18 protein-coding genes are annotated in these 19,451 nt (G+C 32.9%); 5 read left to right on the forward strand and 13 right to left on the reverse strand.

Annotated elements, in window-relative coordinates; translation table 11 throughout:
- Nucleotides 1-12 precede the first annotated feature (12 nt).
- The 5 genes from DFR54_RS06690 to sfsA all read right to left on the reverse strand — a co-directional run bounded on the left by DFR54_RS06690 (nt 13) and on the right by sfsA (nt 6,851).
- Nucleotides 13-1,401 carry a PTS sugar transporter subunit IIC gene (locus tag DFR54_RS06690; RefSeq protein ID WP_114289574.1) on the reverse strand — a complete coding sequence of 463 codons (1,389 nt, stop codon included), beginning with the start codon at nt 1,399-1,401 and terminating at the stop codon, nt 13-15.
- 314 nt (nt 1,402-1,715) lie between these two features.
- Nucleotides 1,716-1,916 (reverse strand): hypothetical protein, encoded by a 201-nt coding sequence (locus DFR54_RS06695; RefSeq protein WP_086341332.1) that lies wholly within the window; start codon nt 1,914-1,916, stop codon nt 1,716-1,718.
- A 224-nt stretch (nt 1,917-2,140) separates the two neighbouring features.
- The gene (locus DFR54_RS06700; RefSeq protein ID WP_086341331.1) at nt 2,141-4,816 is read right to left on the reverse strand and encodes a sigma-54-dependent transcriptional regulator; all 2,676 of its coding nucleotides are present in this window, start codon (nt 4,814-4,816) and stop codon (nt 2,141-2,143) included.
- A 21-nt stretch (nt 4,817-4,837) separates the two neighbouring features.
- Nucleotides 4,838-6,121, reverse strand: coding sequence for a DEAD/DEAH box helicase (locus DFR54_RS06705; RefSeq protein WP_114289575.1), 1,284 nt, complete (start codon nt 6,119-6,121; stop codon nt 4,838-4,840).
- A 22-nt stretch (nt 6,122-6,143) separates the two neighbouring features.
- Complete coding sequence (sfsA, locus tag DFR54_RS06710) at nt 6,144-6,851, reverse strand: DNA/RNA nuclease SfsA (RefSeq protein WP_114289576.1); 708 nt, start codon at nt 6,849-6,851, stop codon at nt 6,144-6,146.
- 142 nt (nt 6,852-6,993) lie between these two features.
- Between sfsA and DFR54_RS06715 the strand changes: the two genes are divergently transcribed.
- The gene (locus DFR54_RS06715; RefSeq protein WP_114289577.1) at nt 6,994-7,755 is read left to right on the forward strand and encodes a class I SAM-dependent methyltransferase; all 762 of its coding nucleotides are present in this window, start codon (nt 6,994-6,996) and stop codon (nt 7,753-7,755) included.
- Nucleotides 7,756-7,835: 80 nt separating this feature from the next.
- Here DFR54_RS06715 and DFR54_RS06720 read toward each other — a convergent pair whose 3' ends face one another.
- The 4 genes from DFR54_RS06720 to DFR54_RS06735 all read right to left on the reverse strand — a co-directional run bounded on the left by DFR54_RS06720 (nt 7,836) and on the right by DFR54_RS06735 (nt 13,111).
- On the reverse strand, nt 7,836-8,990 hold the full coding sequence (locus DFR54_RS06720; RefSeq protein ID WP_114289578.1) for a cation:proton antiporter: 1,155 nt from the start codon (nt 8,988-8,990) through the stop codon (nt 7,836-7,838).
- A 15-nt stretch (nt 8,991-9,005) separates the two neighbouring features.
- Nucleotides 9,006-9,449, reverse strand: a complete 444-nt coding sequence (locus DFR54_RS06725; protein WP_227259510.1) for a MarR family winged helix-turn-helix transcriptional regulator — start codon at nt 9,447-9,449, stop codon at nt 9,006-9,008.
- Between the two features lie 174 nt (nt 9,450-9,623).
- Nucleotides 9,624-11,384, reverse strand: a complete 1,761-nt coding sequence (locus DFR54_RS06730) for an ABC transporter ATP-binding protein (RefSeq protein ID WP_114289580.1) — start codon at nt 11,382-11,384, stop codon at nt 9,624-9,626.
- Entirely contained in the window at nt 11,381-13,111 is a 1,731-nt protein-coding gene (locus DFR54_RS06735) for an ABC transporter ATP-binding protein (protein ID WP_114289581.1), read from the reverse strand. Before DFR54_RS06735 ends, DFR54_RS06730 begins: the two co-directional genes overlap by 4 nt.
- 189 nt (nt 13,112-13,300) lie before the next feature.
- On the opposite strand from DFR54_RS06735, the gene DFR54_RS06740 reads away from it, so the two are divergent.
- The 4 genes from DFR54_RS06740 (at nt 13,301) to rnjA (ending at nt 16,019) form a co-directional block, all read left to right on the forward strand.
- Nucleotides 13,301-13,564, forward strand: coding sequence for a (4Fe-4S)-binding protein (locus tag DFR54_RS06740; protein ID WP_114289582.1), 264 nt, complete (start codon nt 13,301-13,303; stop codon nt 13,562-13,564).
- Between the two features lie 2 nt (nt 13,565-13,566).
- Nucleotides 13,567-13,839, forward strand: a complete 273-nt coding sequence (locus DFR54_RS06745) for a GNAT family N-acetyltransferase (RefSeq protein WP_086341322.1) — start codon at nt 13,567-13,569, stop codon at nt 13,837-13,839.
- Between the two features lie 288 nt (nt 13,840-14,127).
- Nucleotides 14,128-14,343, forward strand: coding sequence for a DNA-dependent RNA polymerase subunit epsilon (locus DFR54_RS06750; RefSeq protein ID WP_086341321.1), 216 nt, complete (start codon nt 14,128-14,130; stop codon nt 14,341-14,343).
- A 2-nt stretch (nt 14,344-14,345) separates the two neighbouring features.
- Nucleotides 14,346-16,019 (forward strand): ribonuclease J1, encoded by a 1,674-nt coding sequence (gene rnjA, locus DFR54_RS06755; RefSeq protein WP_114289583.1) that lies wholly within the window; start codon nt 14,346-14,348, stop codon nt 16,017-16,019.
- Nucleotides 16,020-16,292: 273 nt separating this feature from the next.
- Here rnjA and DFR54_RS06760 read toward each other — a convergent pair whose 3' ends face one another.
- The 4 genes from DFR54_RS06760 to DFR54_RS06775 form a co-directional block, all read right to left on the reverse strand.
- Entirely contained in the window at nt 16,293-16,493 is a 201-nt protein-coding gene (locus DFR54_RS06760; protein ID WP_086341319.1) for a cold-shock protein, read from the reverse strand.
- Between the two features lie 175 nt (nt 16,494-16,668).
- Nucleotides 16,669-17,343, reverse strand: coding sequence for a RadC family protein (gene radC / locus DFR54_RS06765; protein ID WP_086341746.1), 675 nt, complete (start codon nt 17,341-17,343; stop codon nt 16,669-16,671).
- A gap of 60 nt (nt 17,344-17,403) precedes the next feature.
- Nucleotides 17,404-18,069, reverse strand: a complete 666-nt coding sequence (locus DFR54_RS06770; protein ID WP_086341318.1) for an HAD family hydrolase — start codon at nt 18,067-18,069, stop codon at nt 17,404-17,406.
- On the reverse strand, nt 18,070-19,359 hold the full coding sequence (locus DFR54_RS06775; RefSeq protein WP_114289584.1) for a bifunctional folylpolyglutamate synthase/dihydrofolate synthase: 1,290 nt from the start codon (nt 19,357-19,359) through the stop codon (nt 18,070-18,072).
- Nucleotides 19,360-19,451: the final 92 nt, after the last annotated feature.

Genomic DNA, 19,451 nt, shown 5'->3' on the forward strand with positions numbered 1-19,451 from the left:
ATAAAACCTCTTCTACTCATCAATTTGTGTTTTGTTTGCTGCAATAACAAATGGTGCCCAGATAACAAAGGCAACAACTAAGTTAACAGCTGTTAATACGATTGCTCTCCAGTCTCCAGCTGTTGCTAAGAAACCACTAATCATTGTAGGCATTACCCAAATAACGTTAACTACTACAGGTTTAACTAATCCTGCCATTGTTGCAAAGTAAGCAATTGTTGCTGTTGCAAGTGGTGCTAAGATAAATGGAATACCTAAGATTGGGTTTAATACAACTGGTAAACCAAACATTACTGGCTCGTTAATGTTAAATAAACCAGGTCCAATTCCAAGTTTACCAACTGTTTTGTAATCTGCTCGTTTTGAGAAGATTAAAATTGTAATTAATAATACTAAAGTTACACCAGCTCCACCAGGCCATACAAAGGCTTCAAATGATCCTGCTACCCATTTGTAAGGAATTTCTAAACCTTGTTGGAAAGCATTACTGTTTTCAACCATTGCTGTACCATATACTGATTGTAACACGGGCCCCATAATATTTGTACCATGTAAACCAAAGAACCATAACACGTGAACTAATAATACGATAATAAATACGGCACCGTAACCTTGAGAAAGACCGATTAATGGTTTTTGGATACTTTCTGATACCCAGTCAATAATTGGCATTCCTACAAATTTCTCAAATAAGAAGTAAACTGTTCCTGAAACATAAAGTGCTACAGCTCCTGGAATAATCGCAGCAAATGCTTTTGATACTGCAGGTGGCACACTTTCAGGCATTTTGATAATAATATTTTTTTTCATTAAGAAAGCAAAGATTAATACTGAAATAAAACCAAAGATAATTGCTGTAAATAAACTTGATGCTCCCATGTACTGGCTAAATTTGAAATATCCCCAGCCAGCAGTGTTTAATGTTTGAACACCATCTGCTGTTGTTACTGTAGCTCCTGAGTCTGTTAATACTTTAACAGCATCTTTTGCTAATGTTCCTTCAAGAGTCATTGCTAATGAAGCTGATTGTGGAATTCCCATGAAAAATGATACTAAAGACACAATTGCTCCAGATAAAGGATCCACATCATAAGCTTTCGCTAAGTTGTAACCAAATGAAGCAGAGAACACAACTGCCATAATAGCTAAGGTACCTGTCCAAACAATTCCATTAACTCCAATTACTGGTTGGAAAAATGTTGTAATAGCATTATCCGGCCCCATGTATGTATTTGGAAAATCACGCATAAAGGCATTTAATAATGTTGCGATTGCTCCTGCCATTGTTGCTGGCATCATGCTGATAAACGCATCTCTTAATGCTACCAAATGTTTCTCTGAACCTATTTTTGCTGCTGTTGGCAAAATGTACTTCTCCATCCAATTTGCTAAACCATTCATTCCTTAATTTCCCCCTTTTAATTTTAACCTAAAAACCAACTGACTCTGTCCTCCTTTACGCTGACTTACTTTTATATAAGCAAGTGCTGTGCCAACTTTCAATCTCTGTAAAACCCTTACATTATAATGTTATAACAAGATAATCTTGTGTCATTTTGTAGTTACACACTTTATTAGTGTGTAACTTGTTTCGTACAGTATATACTGATTCTGTTCATTAATCCTTTATTAAAAAATAAATAAAGCCATTAATCACCAAAACAATAATTTGTTCTGTGTGTTTAATGGCTTTATAGTTTCTATGATAGGAAAAGTTAATCCTTATTTTGCTTTCTAAAATCTAACCAATATAAGAAACAACTCCCTGGTAAGACAATTATTAAGAGCATCAGTAAGACAAAGGCTAAATCTTTATTAGAAAAAATGATAGCAATCATAGTTATGACTAAAGCAATCACTAAGATAATATCACTGAGTTCTGTTTTCCATTTGGTCTTCACTTTTCGATTGATCATTTTTATTCACATCCATTTGTTTAAGTTAATGCTATTATACAAAATGAATGTCACGATATTATTAATAAGATATGTTTTATTTCTTAAGTTTTATTAAGTTAAATAAAATAAGATAACAAACGTTACAACCTTCGTAATGTTTGTTATCTTATTAATTTTAGTAATGAAAGTGTCAAAAAGCAACTTCTACAGTAGCTTAGAGCAAAACGTCTAAAAAAATACTTTTAATTCATAATTTTATTCTTTAAATACATTTCGGTTACGTAGGCTACTTCGTCTTCTGGTAATTCGATATTGTATTTTTTTTCGATAATAATTAAATTCATTTTAACAATATCCATCTCATAGCGATATGTTTTCTTAAATTCTGCTAGCTCATTAAAGAGTCTTGGATGTTTATCTGTTAATAAATTGTCTACTAAAAAACTTAGATGGAGAATAATTCCCATATCAACACCAGGTTCTAAGACAAGAGATAAATCATTCTCAATCTTTTCTGTTATTTTTTTTGTTTCAGATAACAATTCGTAAAGAGATGGCACACTTTTAATAGCCCCATCTAGAGAAGCTGAAAGCTCATCAATGGAAATTTCTTTACTAACAAGTTGTCTTAACCTTGTTAATTGCTCATCTTTAAAAATATCATAGGCTGAAAAGAACGGAATATTTTGATACTCAATATCTACTGTTCCTACGATTGCTTTAATTTCATAGGTATCCATTAAATCATCAATTCTTAATCTAAAGGCTGATTTTTCTAAAAACTGCATTTGAATAATTTGAATATTCTCTGTGTCCATAACAGGTTTGATACGTTCTGCTAATTTATTTGAAACGCCCTCTCCTGTAAAACAGGTAACAACAACAGCCTTTTTCAAGGTTCCTGATTTTCTAAATTGAGCATGTACAGCTGACTCAAATGATAATTGAATATTTTGGTAAATTTCTTTCAAGCTTCTTCCAACACTTGCCATACGCACTGATTCTAATACGACTAATGTGGTTACCATAGATATTGTTTTAGTTACAATCCCTGTTTCTTCAGTTAACATGTGACTAAATGAATTCAGTGAACCCATATCTGTTAAAATCAGAACACCACTAGATAGCTCTTCTTTATTTTGATTCACATAATTCTTAACAATTTCATACATTTGAGTAACTTCCATAGTTAATGGCATATTAAATGCAACACCTGACTCTATGCCTAATAAATCTTGAACTGCTTCTAACATACTTGAGGCAGTTGATTTACCGTGCATTAGAAGGAAGACTTTTACTTTGTTATCTTGTTTTTCAATATCATCACTAATATCTAAAGTTAAAAACATCGTTAAAAAGCCTATTTCATCAAAAGGAATTTCAATAGCAAATTCTTTTTCAATTAAACTTGAGAGTTCGATGGCTACTTGAAATTCTGCTAAGTATTTTTTTCTAACTTCATTTAAGTTTGGATGAACAATAGTTTTATTATTTTTAATACGTTCAATGGTACTTTGAAGATGCATTGAAAAAGTAAAACGAGTGCGCTCATTAAAAGATCTGTCTAATTTTTCTTCTGCAATATCGTACAAACGATCTGTTAATTGCCAAATTTTAGGATCGATTAATTCTTTATGAATATCATTACGTGATAACTCATTAACATAGACTTCAAAATACTGATTCAAATTATTTTCAATTAGACTCTCTAAATCAATGTCTTCTAAGTCAACTTTTGAAAGTGAGGCAACTTTATCTTCTATAGTAGAATAAACATCCATGTTTTGCATTTTATCTTGTGTCCAAACAACATTATTAACACCTGGATCAAAAGTTAAATGGGACATAGAGCTATCAAAGAAACGATCTGTCCGCTCACCAATCTCTTTAATTTTCAAGAGACCCTTTTGCACTGGTAGTGGTAAATCACTAATGCCAACACTTAAATGAGTTGTTTCATTGGTTCTATAATGTAGAAAAGCTTTAGCACAAACTAATTTCAAATCGCGCTTAACTTGACCAATATTACCTTCTGTTTCATACAACATAAAAGCAAGTAAGACATCTCGGTCAACGACAATGCGATTGTTTAAGCGATTTGCTTCTTGAGTCAGGAATAAAGACACGACTTCAAATCTTTCATCTAGAGTTCTATCTCTTAATGAAGGTAGTGTAATACTCATAGGAATACGACGATTGAATGTTGCCAAAAAAACATCTGAACTTTCAGTCGTTGCTCCAATAATCTGAACACTTGCTTCATAAGTTTTAGAACTTTCACCAAGGGGCCTGTATACACCTTTATCAATAAATGTAAATAGCATCTCTTGACCTTCTGGTGGTAAGCGGTGAATTTCATCTAAGAATAAAATACCTCCATCAGCTTTTTCAATCAAACCAGACTTATCTTCATCGGCACCTGTAAAAGCACCTTTTCTGACACCAAAAATATGACTAAATAGTAATTGTGGTGTCTGAGCGTAGTCTGCACAGTTAAAAGAAATAAAAGGTGCTGATTCTGGTAAGCTTTCTGAACTTAAGCCAAATTCATACATACATTCTGCAAATAAAGATTTCCCAGTACCACTTTCTCCAAATAAAATGGTATGTAAACCTCGTGGTGGGTATAACATAGCAGCTTTTGCTTGTTGGATTGATAATTTAAGTGACTCATCTTTTCCTACTAAATGATCAAAAGAAACCAAATTAGTTTCTTTTTGAACTTTAGCTTTTTTCTTTACCTGATAGAGTACTGGTCGCCCTTCAATACGTTCAATTTTTTTCTCTTTGTGTAGGTCTGATAATAACCTACTGACATTACTTCTATCGACATCTAATTGGTCTGCAATTTCTGTTGCACTTAATGGTTCTTTTGAATTTTCTAATATTTGAAATATTTGTTTTTTTCGACTAGACATGCTCTTCCCCCTAATGAATGCCTATTTCCAACTTGCTCCTTTATTTTTGTTACGATTTGTTCGATTTTTTTTCTTTTTAGGTTTTACTTGTTTTTCCATTTTTGGAGCTGCTGATTGTTTTTTAGCTTCTGGTGAAGGTGATTTTTTCTTTTCTTTTAATGTCATTACTTCTTCTTCACCTTCAATTTTTTCTTCAACAATTTGACCATGACTAACAAAAATTTCTGCTAGTTGGTTATCTAATTGGCGCATCATTTTTCTAAGCTCTCGAACATCACGGTCATTCACTAAAGTAATAACTTCCCCTGATTTCCCCATACGTCCAACACGACCTGATCTGTGGACATAATTTTCAGCGTTAATAGACATATCGTATTGTACAACATAATGAAGGTCTGAAAAATCAAGCCCTCTTGCTCCAATATCCGTTGTTAATAATAATGGCACTTTGTTGTTTTCAAAATCTTCAATCGCTTTTTTTCGTTCAGTTTGATGCTGATCTGATGCTAAGGTACGATGTCTAATGCCTAAAAAGTCTAATCTTTCTGAGGCCACACCTAATTCACTTAATTGATTGAAAAACACTAAGGCTTTGAAATCCTTCACGTGTGCCAATCTTCTTAAGTTATCAGAGCGTTTTCTAGTTGGTGTTAGTAAATAATAATGTTTGATTTCACCTTTTGTATCATCTGTTTTAGTAACATCAATAATTTCAGGTGTTTGTCTAAATAATGTATCAATCTCAGGAATAATAACTTGCCCAGTAGCTGAAACAGCAACAACTTGAGTATCAGCCATCACACTTTTCATAATACTTTTGGCTGCATTGTAGTCTTCTTGAGAAACTAGGTCATCTACTTCATCTAAAACTAAAGCATTGATTAAATGAGCTTTAATTTTTTTCGTTTTAATTAACTCTAAAACACGCCCCGGTGTTCCGACTAACACTTCCGGACGTTTTTTTAATCGTTCGATTTGGCGAGAAACATTAGCCCCACCAATAATGGTTTGAATTTTAATATCCAGTGGAGAAATCCATTCCCTTACAACATCTGCTACTTGAGAAGCTAGTTCTTGTGATGGTAATAAAACTAGTAACTGATTTCCCTCACCTTTTTTTACATTTAAAAGAAGAGGTAATAGGTAAGCTAATGTTTTTCCTGAACCAGTTGGAGAAATACCCAAGACACTCTCTCCATTTTTTAAAGGTTCAAACATCTGCTCTTGGATTTTTGTTGGGTTCTTAAAAGCTTCTTGCTCCCATTTTTCTTGCCACTTAGTTGGAAATTCTTTTACAATTGTCATCTCTTTACTCCTATTTCTTTTTCTAAATTAATTTAAAGGGAACTTTTTTGTTTAATTTTACTGTATCTGGTGAGACGATACAATTATAAGCACAAACTTCAATACCTGAGTTGATTGCTTTCTCAAAAGCTAATTGAAGTTCTGGCTGCATCTCTTTATTAATAGTTGCATAATCGATTGTTTCAAATTGGACAACAAATAAAACAGCTCCTAAATAATCTTCTTCTTTAGCTTTTATTAAACCTAAAACATGTTTCAAAGCCCTCACACTTGGTGCATCAGGAAAAGAGCCTTGAGCTTTTTCCTCTAGAGTCATTCCCTTAACTTCTAGTAATAATTTTTCTTTTTTATCTGTTTCAATTAAAAAATCAAAACGAGAATCACCATGAGTAAACTCTCGCTTATAACTTTTTATTGTTCCTTTGAGTATATCAAATTTTATCAAGTTTTGCTTGATTCCTTCTTCAACTAATTTATTAGGTAATTGACTATCAATATTAAACCAAGCATCCTGTTTTTTTACAGCAACTAAATCATATTTGGTTTTTCTTGTCGCTTTATCTTGAAAATTAACCCCCACTTCAACGCCGGGTATCAATAATTCCTTACATCGTCCTGTGTTTTTTACATGAGTTACAATCTCTTTACCATCTGGTTTGACACAAGTTGCAATAAAACGATTCTGTCTTTCTTTAAAAGTTACTACTTCAACTGCTTCATATTTTGCCATAAAAATCTCCCTATTTCTTATCACTGGTAAGTATAACATGCTTTTATTTTTCTTTCTCACTCTGTTTTTTCTCTTCTAAATGTGTCATATTTATATAAAGAATAGATTAACTATAATTACTTTTGTTAAAGGAGCACACACTATGTATAACAATTACGGCTCTTTAGCCACTAAAGTTTATGAGCTGACAAAACCTGCCGGTGCCTCAATTAATGGCGATATTGATTATTATATTGAAAGACTAGAGGGGATAACTGGGAAAATTCTTGAAGCCGGTGTTGGGAGTGGACGAATGTTAATACCACTACTTGAGGAAAATTTAGATGTAGTAGGTATTGATGCCTCTTCTGATATGCTTGCTATGTGTCAACAAAACCTAGTTACTAACCAACTAAAAGCAGAACTTCATACAGGAAACCTTATTGATTTTAATTTGGGCTATGAAACTTTCGAAGGTATTATTATGCCGACTTCGACTTTTTGCTTAATCGAAACAGAAGAATTAGCTATAAAAGTCTTAACAAACTTTTATAATCATTTAACTTCAAAAGGTAAACTTATCTTTGATTTGGATTTACCATTTTATCCAGAGCTTAATGAAACTTCAATCAGTACCTTTGAAGTTAGCGACAAGGAATTAATTACTTTAGAGAAAAAAATAGTTGAGATCGATTGGTTAAAACAACAAATTGTTTCACATCTCACCTATTCTCAATGGAGAAATGGTGAATTAATCAAAACAGAACTCCAACCATTCTTACTTCGTTGGTACGGACTAACTGAGGTTACATTACTATTAGAAAAAGCCGGCTTTAAAACTATTACGATTTCGGCTGATTATGACTATTTAGAAACACCAACAGATAGCAACCAAACAATTACTGTAGAAGCCCATAAAGAGTAATAAATAAAAAAAGGAGAGGTTACGACATAAATATGTCACAACCTCTCCTTTTATGATTTGCCTCTCAGTAGTAAAATCTTCTACACTGAAGTTTCACGACTTTTTATAATCAGTGATTTCAACATAATTGGTGCTATAATTGTGCTAGCAATTATAACAATTACTAGAGCTCCATAAATTTCAGACTGAATGGACCCTGTTTCTAATCCTAAACTAAGTAAAATCAGTGCCATCTCGCCTCTTGATTCCATACTTGTTCCAATAATGGCACTACTCATTGGATTAAAACCATTCATTCTAGCCCCTAAGAAACCACCAATAAATTTCGAAGCAATAGCAAGTAATGTAAAGGCTACTATTAACCAGATATGATTACTTAAACCTGATAACGTTAATTTCAAACCGATACTCACAAAGAATACTGGAGCAAAGATTGATTGTGTCAAACTATTAGTTTTTTCTTCAATCATGTGAGCAACATCTGTTTGAGAAATTAATATACCTGCAAAAAATGCTCCAATAATATCAGACATGCCAATAGTTTCTGCAAATGCACTTAAAGCTAAACATAGGACTAATGATAATCCCATTTGAACTTCTGGTGCTTCCATTGTTTTAATTAACTTAATTAATATAGGCATCACTAATTTATGAATTAAGAAAATTAAAACAAAGAAGAGAATATTACCAATTACTAATGGTACAAGTGCTTTTAAAGTTGATCCATCTGCAAACACATTTAACATAACGTTTAGTAGTATAATGACAATAATATCATCTAATACAGCTGCTCCAACAATAACTGCTCCTTCTTTTGTTTGGACATAATTTAATTCTTTTAAAACTTGTATCGTAATGCTTAAAGAAGTTGCTCCAAAAACCAATCCGATAGCTAGAGCTTCAGATGCGGGAAAATTAAACATGATAGAAACGAAGCTAAATAAGATAAAAGGAACAAACACACCCAGTGTCCCTACAATTAAAGATGGTTTGAAATATTTTCTTAATATCTCAAGGTCACACTCTAATCCTGCTAAAAACATAAGTAATATAACTCCAATATGTGCAAAAATATCTATTCCACTATTAGTTTGAATTATATTAAGCCCCGCTGGTCCTATCAAAATCCCCGCCATCAGACTCCCTACAACTGCTGGTAACGCCATTCTTATTGCTATACTATCAAAAAGTTTTGTAGCTAAAATAATAACTGCAAATACTAATAAAATATTCATAGTATCGACCCTTTCTTAAAATTCTTGTTTGTAAAAATAATCAATAATTTGTGATATATCTAAAAAGCTTTTTCTTAGTTCTTCAAATTCAAATTGAACACTGTTATCATCTTTCAATTTCTGATAGCTTGCTTCAATTCTTTCAATCAATCGATCTACCTTTTCATTCCCTTCTTTTGTTAAAGAAAGGTCAACTATTCTGACATCCTCTCCATTTCTTTGTCTCATAAGTAATCCAGTTTGCTCCATTTTTTTGATTAGTGATGAGACGTTAGTTTGTTTTAATAAAAAAGTGTCTGAAATTTTACCAACACTAGAAACACCGTTATTACGTAATCCTAGCAAAACAACCATTTGTTGGCCTGTTAAATCTTCTGTTTCTGCTAACTTATCTAATATATGTTGTAATTTTACTCTTGTTATTGCTCCAAATACTAAAGCTTGATTCCATTTATTCATTTCAGTCACTTTTCGTTTCTCCTTTTAAAAATACAATATATATATATACTTTATATATATATTGTAAAAATGTCAAGAGTCATTACACTAAAAAAATCTGTGGCATAAGTTTTGGCTTATACCACAGATTTTAAATAGTAAATAAATTAACTTACAAAATAATATTGAAACCTTTTATTCTGCTTCTTCTTGGAATTGACTATTGTATAGTTTTTCATAGAAACCTTTTTTCTCTAATAAACTTTCATGTGTCCCTTGTTCAATGATTTGGCCTTGATCCATCACTAAAATTAAATCTGCATCACGAATCGTAGATAAACGGTGAGCAATCACAAAACTTGTTCTACCTTCCATGACTCTATCCATCGCTTTTTGAATTAATCCTTCAAGTCTCGTGTCAACTGAACTAGTTGCTTCATCTAATATTAAAATCTTAGGATCAGAGATAACAGCTCGAGCAATTGTTAACAATTGTTTTTGCCCTAGAGAAACATTATCCCCTTCTTCATTAATCATCATATTATAACCATCTGGCATTGTTCGAATAAAATGATCCACATTGGCTGTCTTTGCTGCATCCACTACTTCATAGTCTGTCGCATCTAATTTACCAAAACGAATATTTTCACCAATCGTATCATTATAAAGCCAAGCATCTTGAAGAACCATTCCAAATAATGAACGCACATCACTACGATTCATCTCTTTCGTATCAATACCATCAATTTTTATTGCACCTTCAGTTACATCGTAAAAACGCATTAAGAGGTTAATTAAAGTTGTTTTACCAGCACCTGTTGGACCAACTACGGCTACTGTTTGCCCTGCCTTAACTTCTACATTAAAGTTTTGAATTAATGGTTTATTTGGGTCATAACTAAATGACACATTTTCAAAAGTAACATTCCCTTCAATAACTTCTGGTAAAGGAATATCGACTTCATTAATGATTTCTTCTGGTTCATCTAAAATTTCAAAAACACGTTTTGTCGCAGCAGTGGCACTTTGAATCACAGAGGATAACTGAGTAATTTGTCCCATTGGCTGGCTGACTTGCCAAACATATTGAATGAACGCTTGAAGATTACCAAGTAATAAAGTTCCTTGAATAATATAGTAAGAACCTGCCACAGCTACTCCAATATAAGCACTATATGCAGTTAAGTTTACTAAAGGCATCATTAAACCTGATATAGCAGCTGCTCTAAAACCATTATGAGCTAATTTTTGATTAACTTCTTTAAAGTCTGTTAAAGTTTCTTCTTCTCTTCCATAGAGTTTTAACACACTAAAACCGGTTAAATTTTCTTGAACAAAACCATTTAAATTCCCCAAAGAATCTTGTTGTTGTTTAAAATATTTTTGAGAAATATTAACCACAACTTTTGAAATAATAATTGATAACGGGATAATCAGCATCACAATCAGTGCTAATTTCGTATCAATTAATAACATGGCTGTAATAGCCATTACTATTCCTAATACAGCGTTAATAATCGCAATAAACCCTTGTTGCATAGCGTTGCTGACAGCATCGACATCATTTGTCACACGAGATAAGGTATCTCCAAATTTATTTTTATCAAAATAAGAAACTGGTAATCGATTTATCTTTTGATCTAAGTCATGTCTTAAATCTCTCATCGAATGTTGAACCACATTTGTCATAAACAATTGTGATAAAAAGTTTGCTGCACTCCATAATGCACCAATAATAAATAAAATAACCAGAATTTTGAAAATATAATTAAAATCAACAGACTCACCATTTTTAATATTTTGAGCAATTCTTGTCGTTGGTAAACCTGTCACAAAAGGTAACACAGCGTTTAAAGCAATCGCTGTAATTGCCATTAAAATAGCAAAGAAAAAAGTTCCTTTATAAGGAGAGATATAGGCATATAATCTAGTCATTGTTTTTAATGATTTTTTCATGCTAATTCCTCCTCTGTTAATTGAGATGAAGCAATATCATAATAGATAGAACATGATTTAAGTAACTCTCTATGAGTTCCCATGCCAAGAACTTCACCTTCATTTAAAACAACAATTTTGTCAGCATGCATAATTGTACTTACTCGTTGAGCCACAATTAAAACAGTTGATTCTGTTGTTTCAGATTTTAATCTTTGTCTAAGTGTTGCATCTGTCTTATAATCCAGTGCTGAAAAACTATCATCAAAGACATAAATAGCTGGTTTCCTAATTAAGGCTCTGGCAATTGCTAAACGTTGTTTTTGTCCACCAGAGAAGTTTGAACCACCTTCTGAAATAGGTTCAAGTAATCCTTTTTCTTTTTGGGAAATAAACTCTGTTGCTTGAGCAATATCAAGAGCATTTCTCATTTCCTCTTCTGTTGCATCAGGTTTACCGTATTTTAAGTTATCTTCTATTGTTCCTGAGAATAGTAAGGCTTTTTGAGGAATATAACCAATTTTTTGTCTAAGAGCCGCTAAATCATACTCTCTAACATCGACACCATCAATCAGGATCTTTCCTCTTGTCACATCATAAAATCTCGGGATTAACTGAATCAAAGTTGATTTCCCACTACCTGTACTACCTATAAATGCAATAGTTTCTCCAGGACTGGCTTTAAAACTAACATCTCTAATCACAGGACTTTCTGAATTTCCTGGATAAGCAAATGACACATTTTTAAACTCTAATACACCACTTGTTTCAGTTTCTTTAACGCCACTTACTGGATTTTTAATAGCTGGTTCCATATCTAAAACTTCTTGAACACGTCTTGCAGATACGGCAGCTCGAGGATACATCATAAATACTGATGAGAATAATAAAAATGAGAAAAGTGCGTGGAAAATATATTCGATAAAGGCAATTAAATTTCCAACTGCCAAATCTCCTGCATTAATTTGAATACTACCAAACCAAATGACTAACACCATAACAATATTAAATAGAAAGAAAAAGGCTGGTTGTGCTGCTGCCATTAACTTAAATAGTTTTTTAGAACTGGCTGTATAATCTTGATTGACTTTATCAAAACGCTCTTCTTCAAAAGGTTCGTTTACAAAAGCTCTGATTACTCGTAACCCCATTAAGTTTTCCCGTAAAATCATATTAATATTATCTAGATTTTTTTGTTGTTTATTAGATAGTGGTTCTGAACGTTTTCCAATAATTAAAATACCACCAAGTAAAAATGGTAAGGCTCCAATGACAAAGGCTGTTAATGATGGACTCGTTCTAACAATCATAATAATACTTGAAGTAAACATAATCGGTGTAATAAAGCCCATTCGTAAAATCATTCCCATAAATACCATTACTTGAAAGGCATCATTGGTTGTACGAGTGATTAAGGAAGACATACCGATTTTTTCATATTCTTGATGTGAAAAATCTTGAATGTTTGCCATCATATCATTTCTCATATCTTGAACTAAGCGAGTATTTAATCTTGCCCCAACTACTGCAAGTCCTAAATAAAGAACGATCCCTACTGCAATCGTTACAATCATATAGCCACCTATTTTTTTTACATACTCAAAATCATTATTGACAATCCCTACGTCTAACATCTTAGCAAGAAGTGTTGGTAGACCAAGCTCAATAATAACAAAACCAAATACACATATTGTATTTAATAAGAGGAGTCCCTTTTGACGCATGGCATAATGCCACATTGTTTTCATTCAATCATCTCCTAACTACAAAATAATATTAATTCCTTTAAACATACCATATTTTTTTCATTATTGCCTATGGTTTTTTGTTTTATTCTAAGATAATTTTTTCTATACAAATATAACATTTTTATGAATAGCATTCTAAAAAACGTGTTATAATTAAATTAAAATAACTCAACATGAAATGACTAAACGATGGAATTTCCTAATAAAGCAACTATCTCAGAAGAAGAACTATTAGAATCAGGCTACAGAAAGTATGATGGTGACACGATGGATATCTACTACAACAAAGATTTATGTGAACATGCTGCAAAGTGTGTTAAAGGAAACCCAGAAGTTTTTGAGGTTGGCAGACGTCCATGGATTATTGCCAACAATGGCACAAACGAAGAAAATGAATTTGTCATTAATCAATGTCCCACAGGCGCTTTAAAATATCGTTCTAAGGAGAATTAAATATGAAATATGTACTAGATGGTCAAAGATTTGTCGCTCTAACTGATAACAACACAGAAGCAGGAGAAATGACTTGGAGTAACGCTGGAGAGTCATTAATCATTATTGATCACACCTTTGTTGACAATGCTTTTCGCGGACAAGGAATTGCTAATGAACTTGTTGCTCAAGGTGTCGCTTATGCCAGAGAAAATAACAAAAAAGTTATGCCCCTGTGTCCTTTTGCTAAAAAAGAATTTGATCGTCATCCAGAATACCAAGATATTTTACATTAAAAACATCACAAACGAATGATCATTTACATGATTGTTCGTTTTTGTTTTGAGTGAATGTTTCTATACATCTTGTTATGATTATGATAGAATAAATCTAAATGTTGGATTTAAAATCCAATCTCAAGACGGTGAATTTTTATCATATTAATGAAACACAAAAAGGACATCACGTTGCATAATTAGCTGATTTTTTATGTAACCATATCTAAACTCAGGTGTGAAAGCACCTCAGTTTGTTGTGTTTAAAAATAATTACTCACTAAAAAAACAATTAAAGGGGATTTTTATATGATCTATAAAGTATATTATCAAGAAGACAAAGCACGTAGCCCACAAAGAGAAAAAACTGTATCTCTTTATATGGAAGCTTCATCATCAGTTGAAGCTAGAAAAATTATCGAAGACAACACACCATACAACATCGAATTAATCCAAGAATTAGATGGAAATCACTTAGACTATGAAAAAGAAAATGCTGATTTCAAACTTGTGGAGTTTGAATAGTTATGAAAGTTCAAATAAAAAACAATGAAACAGGTGTTTTTGGCATCGGTGGACTTGGTGAAATTGGAAAAAACACATATGGTGTACAGTTCCAAGATGAAATAATTATGATTGATGCGGGAATTAAATTTCCTGAGGATGACCTATTAGGAATTGACTACGTGATTCCTGATTATCAATACATACTTAAAAATCTAAACAAAGTAAAAGCTTTGGTTATCACTCATGGTCATGAGGATCATATTGGTGGTATTCCATTTCTTTTAAAACAAGCTAATATTCCTATTTATGCTGGTCCTTTGGCTATGGCATTAATTCGTAATAAGCTTGACGAACATGGTTTACTCCGTGATGCTGAACTACATGAAGTTAACGAAGATTCTGTTATCAAATTTAGAAAAACATCTATTAGTTTCTACCGTACAACTCATAGTATTCCAGAAGCTAACGGTGTTATCGTTAAAACACCTTCTGGTAATGTGGTTTACTCTGGTGATTTTAAATTTGATTTTACACCAGTTGGAGAGCCTGCTGACTTACATAAAATGGCTAGACTTGGTGAAGAAGGTGTTCTTTGTTTACTATCAGATAGTACAAACGCTGAAGTTCCAGAATTTACAAAATCAGAAAAACTAATTGGTGATTCTATTTTACGTATTATTGAAAAAGTAGAAGGTCGTGTAATTTTTGCTACTTTTGCTTCTAATATTTTCCGTTTACAACAAACTGCTGAAGCAGCTGTTAAAACAGGTCGTAAGATTGCTGTTTTTGGTCGTAGTATGGAAAATGCTATGGTAAATGGTCGTGCATTAGGTTACATCAAAGTACCTGATGATACATTTATTGATAGTCGTGAAATTAATCAATACCCAGCAAATGAAATTATGATTTTATGTACTGGCTCTCAAGGTGAACCAATGGCAGCACTTAGTCGTATTGCTAACGGTACTCACCGTCAAATTTCAATTCAACCAGACGATACGGTTATTTTCTCTAGTTCTCCAATTCCAGGGAATACGACAAGTGTTAACCGTTTGATTAACCTTTTATCTGAAGCTGGCGCTAATGTTATTCATGGTAAAGTGAATAACATCCATACATCAGGTCATGGTGGGCAGCAAGAACAAAAATTATTACTTCGTTTATTAAAACCTAAATACTTTATTCCTGTTCACGGTGAGTATCGTATGTTAAACGTCCATGCCCAATCTGCTCAAGCTACAGGTGTCCCAAAAGAGAATTGCTTCATTTTAGAAAATGGGGATGTTCTTGCTTTAACCGCTGATTCAGCAAGAAGAGCTGGTCATTTTAATGCTGACGATGTGTATGTAGATGGTAATGGTATCGGAGATATTGGTAACATTGTTCTTAAAGATAGACGTATTCTTTCTGAAGATGGTATAGTCTTAGCAGTTGCTACTGTTGATTACAAAACCCAAACAATCGTTGCTGGTCCAGATATTTTATCTCGTGGATTCATTTACATGAGAGAATCTGGCGACTTAATTCAAGAATCACAACGTTTATTATTTAACACCATTCGTAAAGCTTTAAAACAAAAAGATTGTAATGAAGCTATGTTAAATGAAGTTATTGTTAATGCGATTCAACCTTTCCTTGTGGAAAAAACCGAACGCCATCCAATGATTTTACCAGTTGTCCTTGAAGCTAACTAAGGTTGTAACAGAAGCATTTTTTAAAATTAATCAGAGGCTGACTCAAATGTCAGTCTCTTTTTATTTGTTCTGAACTTTCTTTACTAGTCAGGGGATAAAAAGTCTGCTCTTTCAACAACTTCACAACTAAGGATCAATTGGAAAAGCCAATTGTTCCTTAGTTCCTCCAGTTGCTTAGAGCAAAACGACTTTTGACCCACCCTGTTTTTATATACAACGAAAAAAAGTGTAAGTAGAAAAATCTACTTACACTTTTGTTTAGTTAGGTTTAAATTAAGCTTTTTGTACGTTAGCTGCTTGAGGTCCACGATCTGTATCTTCGACTTCAAAGGTAACTGCTTGACCTTCTTCTAAAGACTTGAATCCTTCACCTTCGATAGCTGAGAAATGTACGAATACGTCATTTCCTTCTTCCTGTTGGATGAAACCGAATCCTTTTTCAGCGTTAAACCATTTTACTGTTCCTTGAGCCATTTTATTTCCTCCTCGTGCCGTAAAGCACTAAATGATATTTTGTAATAACTGTTTTCGGTCGATAGAGGTGTTTAAAACGATATGTCTGACAACTTCTATTTATTCCAAAAGCAAATTACACATCAATCATAACGCAACTAATCTTGAAATGCAAGTAGACAAAGAAAACGTTTTATTAAATAATCCCTTCTTCTTTTAGACTGATATAGCTATTTTCTCCAATAATTAAATGGTCTAATATATCAATTCCCATTAATCTTCCACACTCAACAATCCTTTCTGTGAAAGCGATGTCTTGCTTAGAAGGATTTGGATTTCCAGACGGGTGGTTATGAACGATTATCATTCTTGCAGTAGAGGTTTTTACTGCAATTTTAAATATTTCGCGAGGATGTGCTACTGATTGGTTTAGTGACCCAATAAAGAGTGTTTTCTTCTTGATGACCTCGTTTTTAGCATTTAAATATAACACCATAAAATGTTCTTGCTCGTAATCTTTCATCTCTAAAATTAATTGTTCTGCTAAATCTACACTAGATAAAATTTGTCCCTTTTTCTGTCTTTCTTCAATTGTTAATCTTTTTCCCAGTTCAATAGCTGCTTGTATTTCAATTGCTTTAGCTGGCCCTATGCCTTCTATTTCTTTTAACTCCTCAATAGTAGCTGTCTTTAGTTCAAATAAATTATCAAAATTTAGTAATACCTCATTGGATAAATCTAAAACATGTTTATCCTTATTACCTGTCCTTAAAATAATCGCAATTAATTCTTGGTAACTTAATGCTTCAATACCATATTTTTTAGCTTTTTCTCTTGGTTTTATTTCAGGTTGATACTGCTTTAATCCCACTGACAAAAAAATCCCCCTTTCACCTACACTTTAAATGTACGATGAAAGAAGGAATCTTAATTATCTTTCTTTAATAAATTCAAGAACTTCAAATAAATCTTTTTTAACAGCATAAGATTTAGCTAATGCTTCTTCATCTGGAGCTAATAAATCTGGCACCATGATAACAGGTACGCCAGCTGTATGAGATGCACGAATACCATTTAATGAATCTTCAAGCATAAGCGTTTCTTCAGCTTTTGTTCCAAGCTTTGCTAGGGCTACTTCTACAATTTCAGGATGGGGTTTAGCATGTGTGACATCATCCCCAGAAACTGTATCTTTAAAGTACGACATTAAATTAGCTTTATTAAGTAATTGCTCAATCGCTTCTTCTGTGTTGCTTGAAGCTACGACACATGGAATTCCTGCTTCGTTTAAATACGTTAAAATTTCTTTAATACCTGGTTTTAACGGAGCACCTGTTGAAGCGAATGTTTCTCTTACTTTTTGACGGCTTGCTTTAAAAAAGCCATCAATATTTTCTTTTGGCAAGTTAGAATAATCTGCTAAGTATTTAGCATAGGCATGTTCTTCACTTAAACCGATTTCTTCTTTGTAGTATTCCTTATCAAAACCTGTTAGTCCAAAATCCGGAGCAGTGGACACATTGCTTTCACAATAAATCGCTTCTGTATCTAAAATTAATCCATCCATGTCAAAAATAACGCCGCTTACTTTTTTCAATTAATTTCCTCCTAGAAGTGTTTCTCTCACCTGAGAGATAAAATAAAGTGAACCAGTAACAAGAATTAAATCATCCCCTGTTAACTCTTTTAAAGACTCAGCTAAAGCTTCTCGCCAATCAGTAAAAGCTGTTAAGCCTAGTTCTTCGTATTGTTCTTTCGTAAATGCTTTCGGATAATCAAAGGCCGTTACTCTTAAATCTAAATTAGGAACTGATGTTAAATCTTTGACCATTGCTGAAATATCTTTAGTTGATAAAGCTCCAAAAATAGCATGAATATGTTGGCCTTTAAATTCCGTTTTTAAATTATTAACCATAACTTTCATAGCGTGGTCATTATGAGCTCCGTCTAAAACAATTAAAGGTTCATCAGATATTTTTTCCATACGTCCTGGCCAAAATGCTTTTTTGAGCCCTTTAACAATATCTTTACTTGATAAAGGCAACTCAAGCTCTTTTGAAATTAACTCATACATTCTAATAGCTAAACTTGCATTATCTACTTGGTGTTTCCCAAGTAATGAGATGACAACATGAGATAAATCTAGTTCATTAGAACGATAATTAAAGACTTCTCCCCACTCAGAATCAGGTTGAATGTACTTACTAGTAAAATCTTCTTGATAACGGAAAACAGGGCTATTCATTTTTTTAGCATAAGCGCTAATAACTTCAAAAGCAGCCTCTTCTACTTTTCCGACAACTACTGGCACATTTTCTTTGATAATTCCTGCTTTTTGAGCAGCTATTTCTTCAATCGTATCACCTAAGATATCAACATGATCATAACCAATCGTTGTAATCGCTGAAACTAGTGGTGTAATCACATTAGTACAGTCATAAGTTCCACCTAAACCAACTTCAACTAATACAATGTCGACTTTTTCATCTAAGAAATACTGGAACATAATAGCTGTTAAGATTTCAAATTCCACAGCATTTTTTAAGCTCTCAACTGTATCCATATCATCAATAATCGGCTTAATTGCAGCAACTAACTCAACTAATCGCTCATCTGAAATATGTTCACCATTAATAGCGATTCGCTCATTAAAACACTCTACATAAGGAGAAGTAAAAGTTCCAACTCTTAACCCTTGTTCTTCTAGTAAACAACGAAGAAAAGTAGTTGTTGAGCCTTTCCCATTTGTTCCTCCAATATGAACTGTTTTTAATTTATTTTGCGGATTGTCTAATCTATTTAGAATCTCATCAATTCTAATTAAACCAGGACGAATACCAAATTTTGTTCGCTCGTGTATCCAAGCGATTGTTTCTTCAACATTCATTAAGACACCACCAATTTTTTTATTTAAATAGTGTTGCACTTGAATCTAAAAAACTTTTTACGGGCAAACCCAACTACTCAGAGCAGAAAAGT

Source organism: Vagococcus fluvialis, assembly GCF_003337315.1.
In the GTDB taxonomy this organism is placed as follows: Bacteria; Bacillota; Bacilli; order Lactobacillales; family Vagococcaceae; genus Vagococcus; species Vagococcus fluvialis.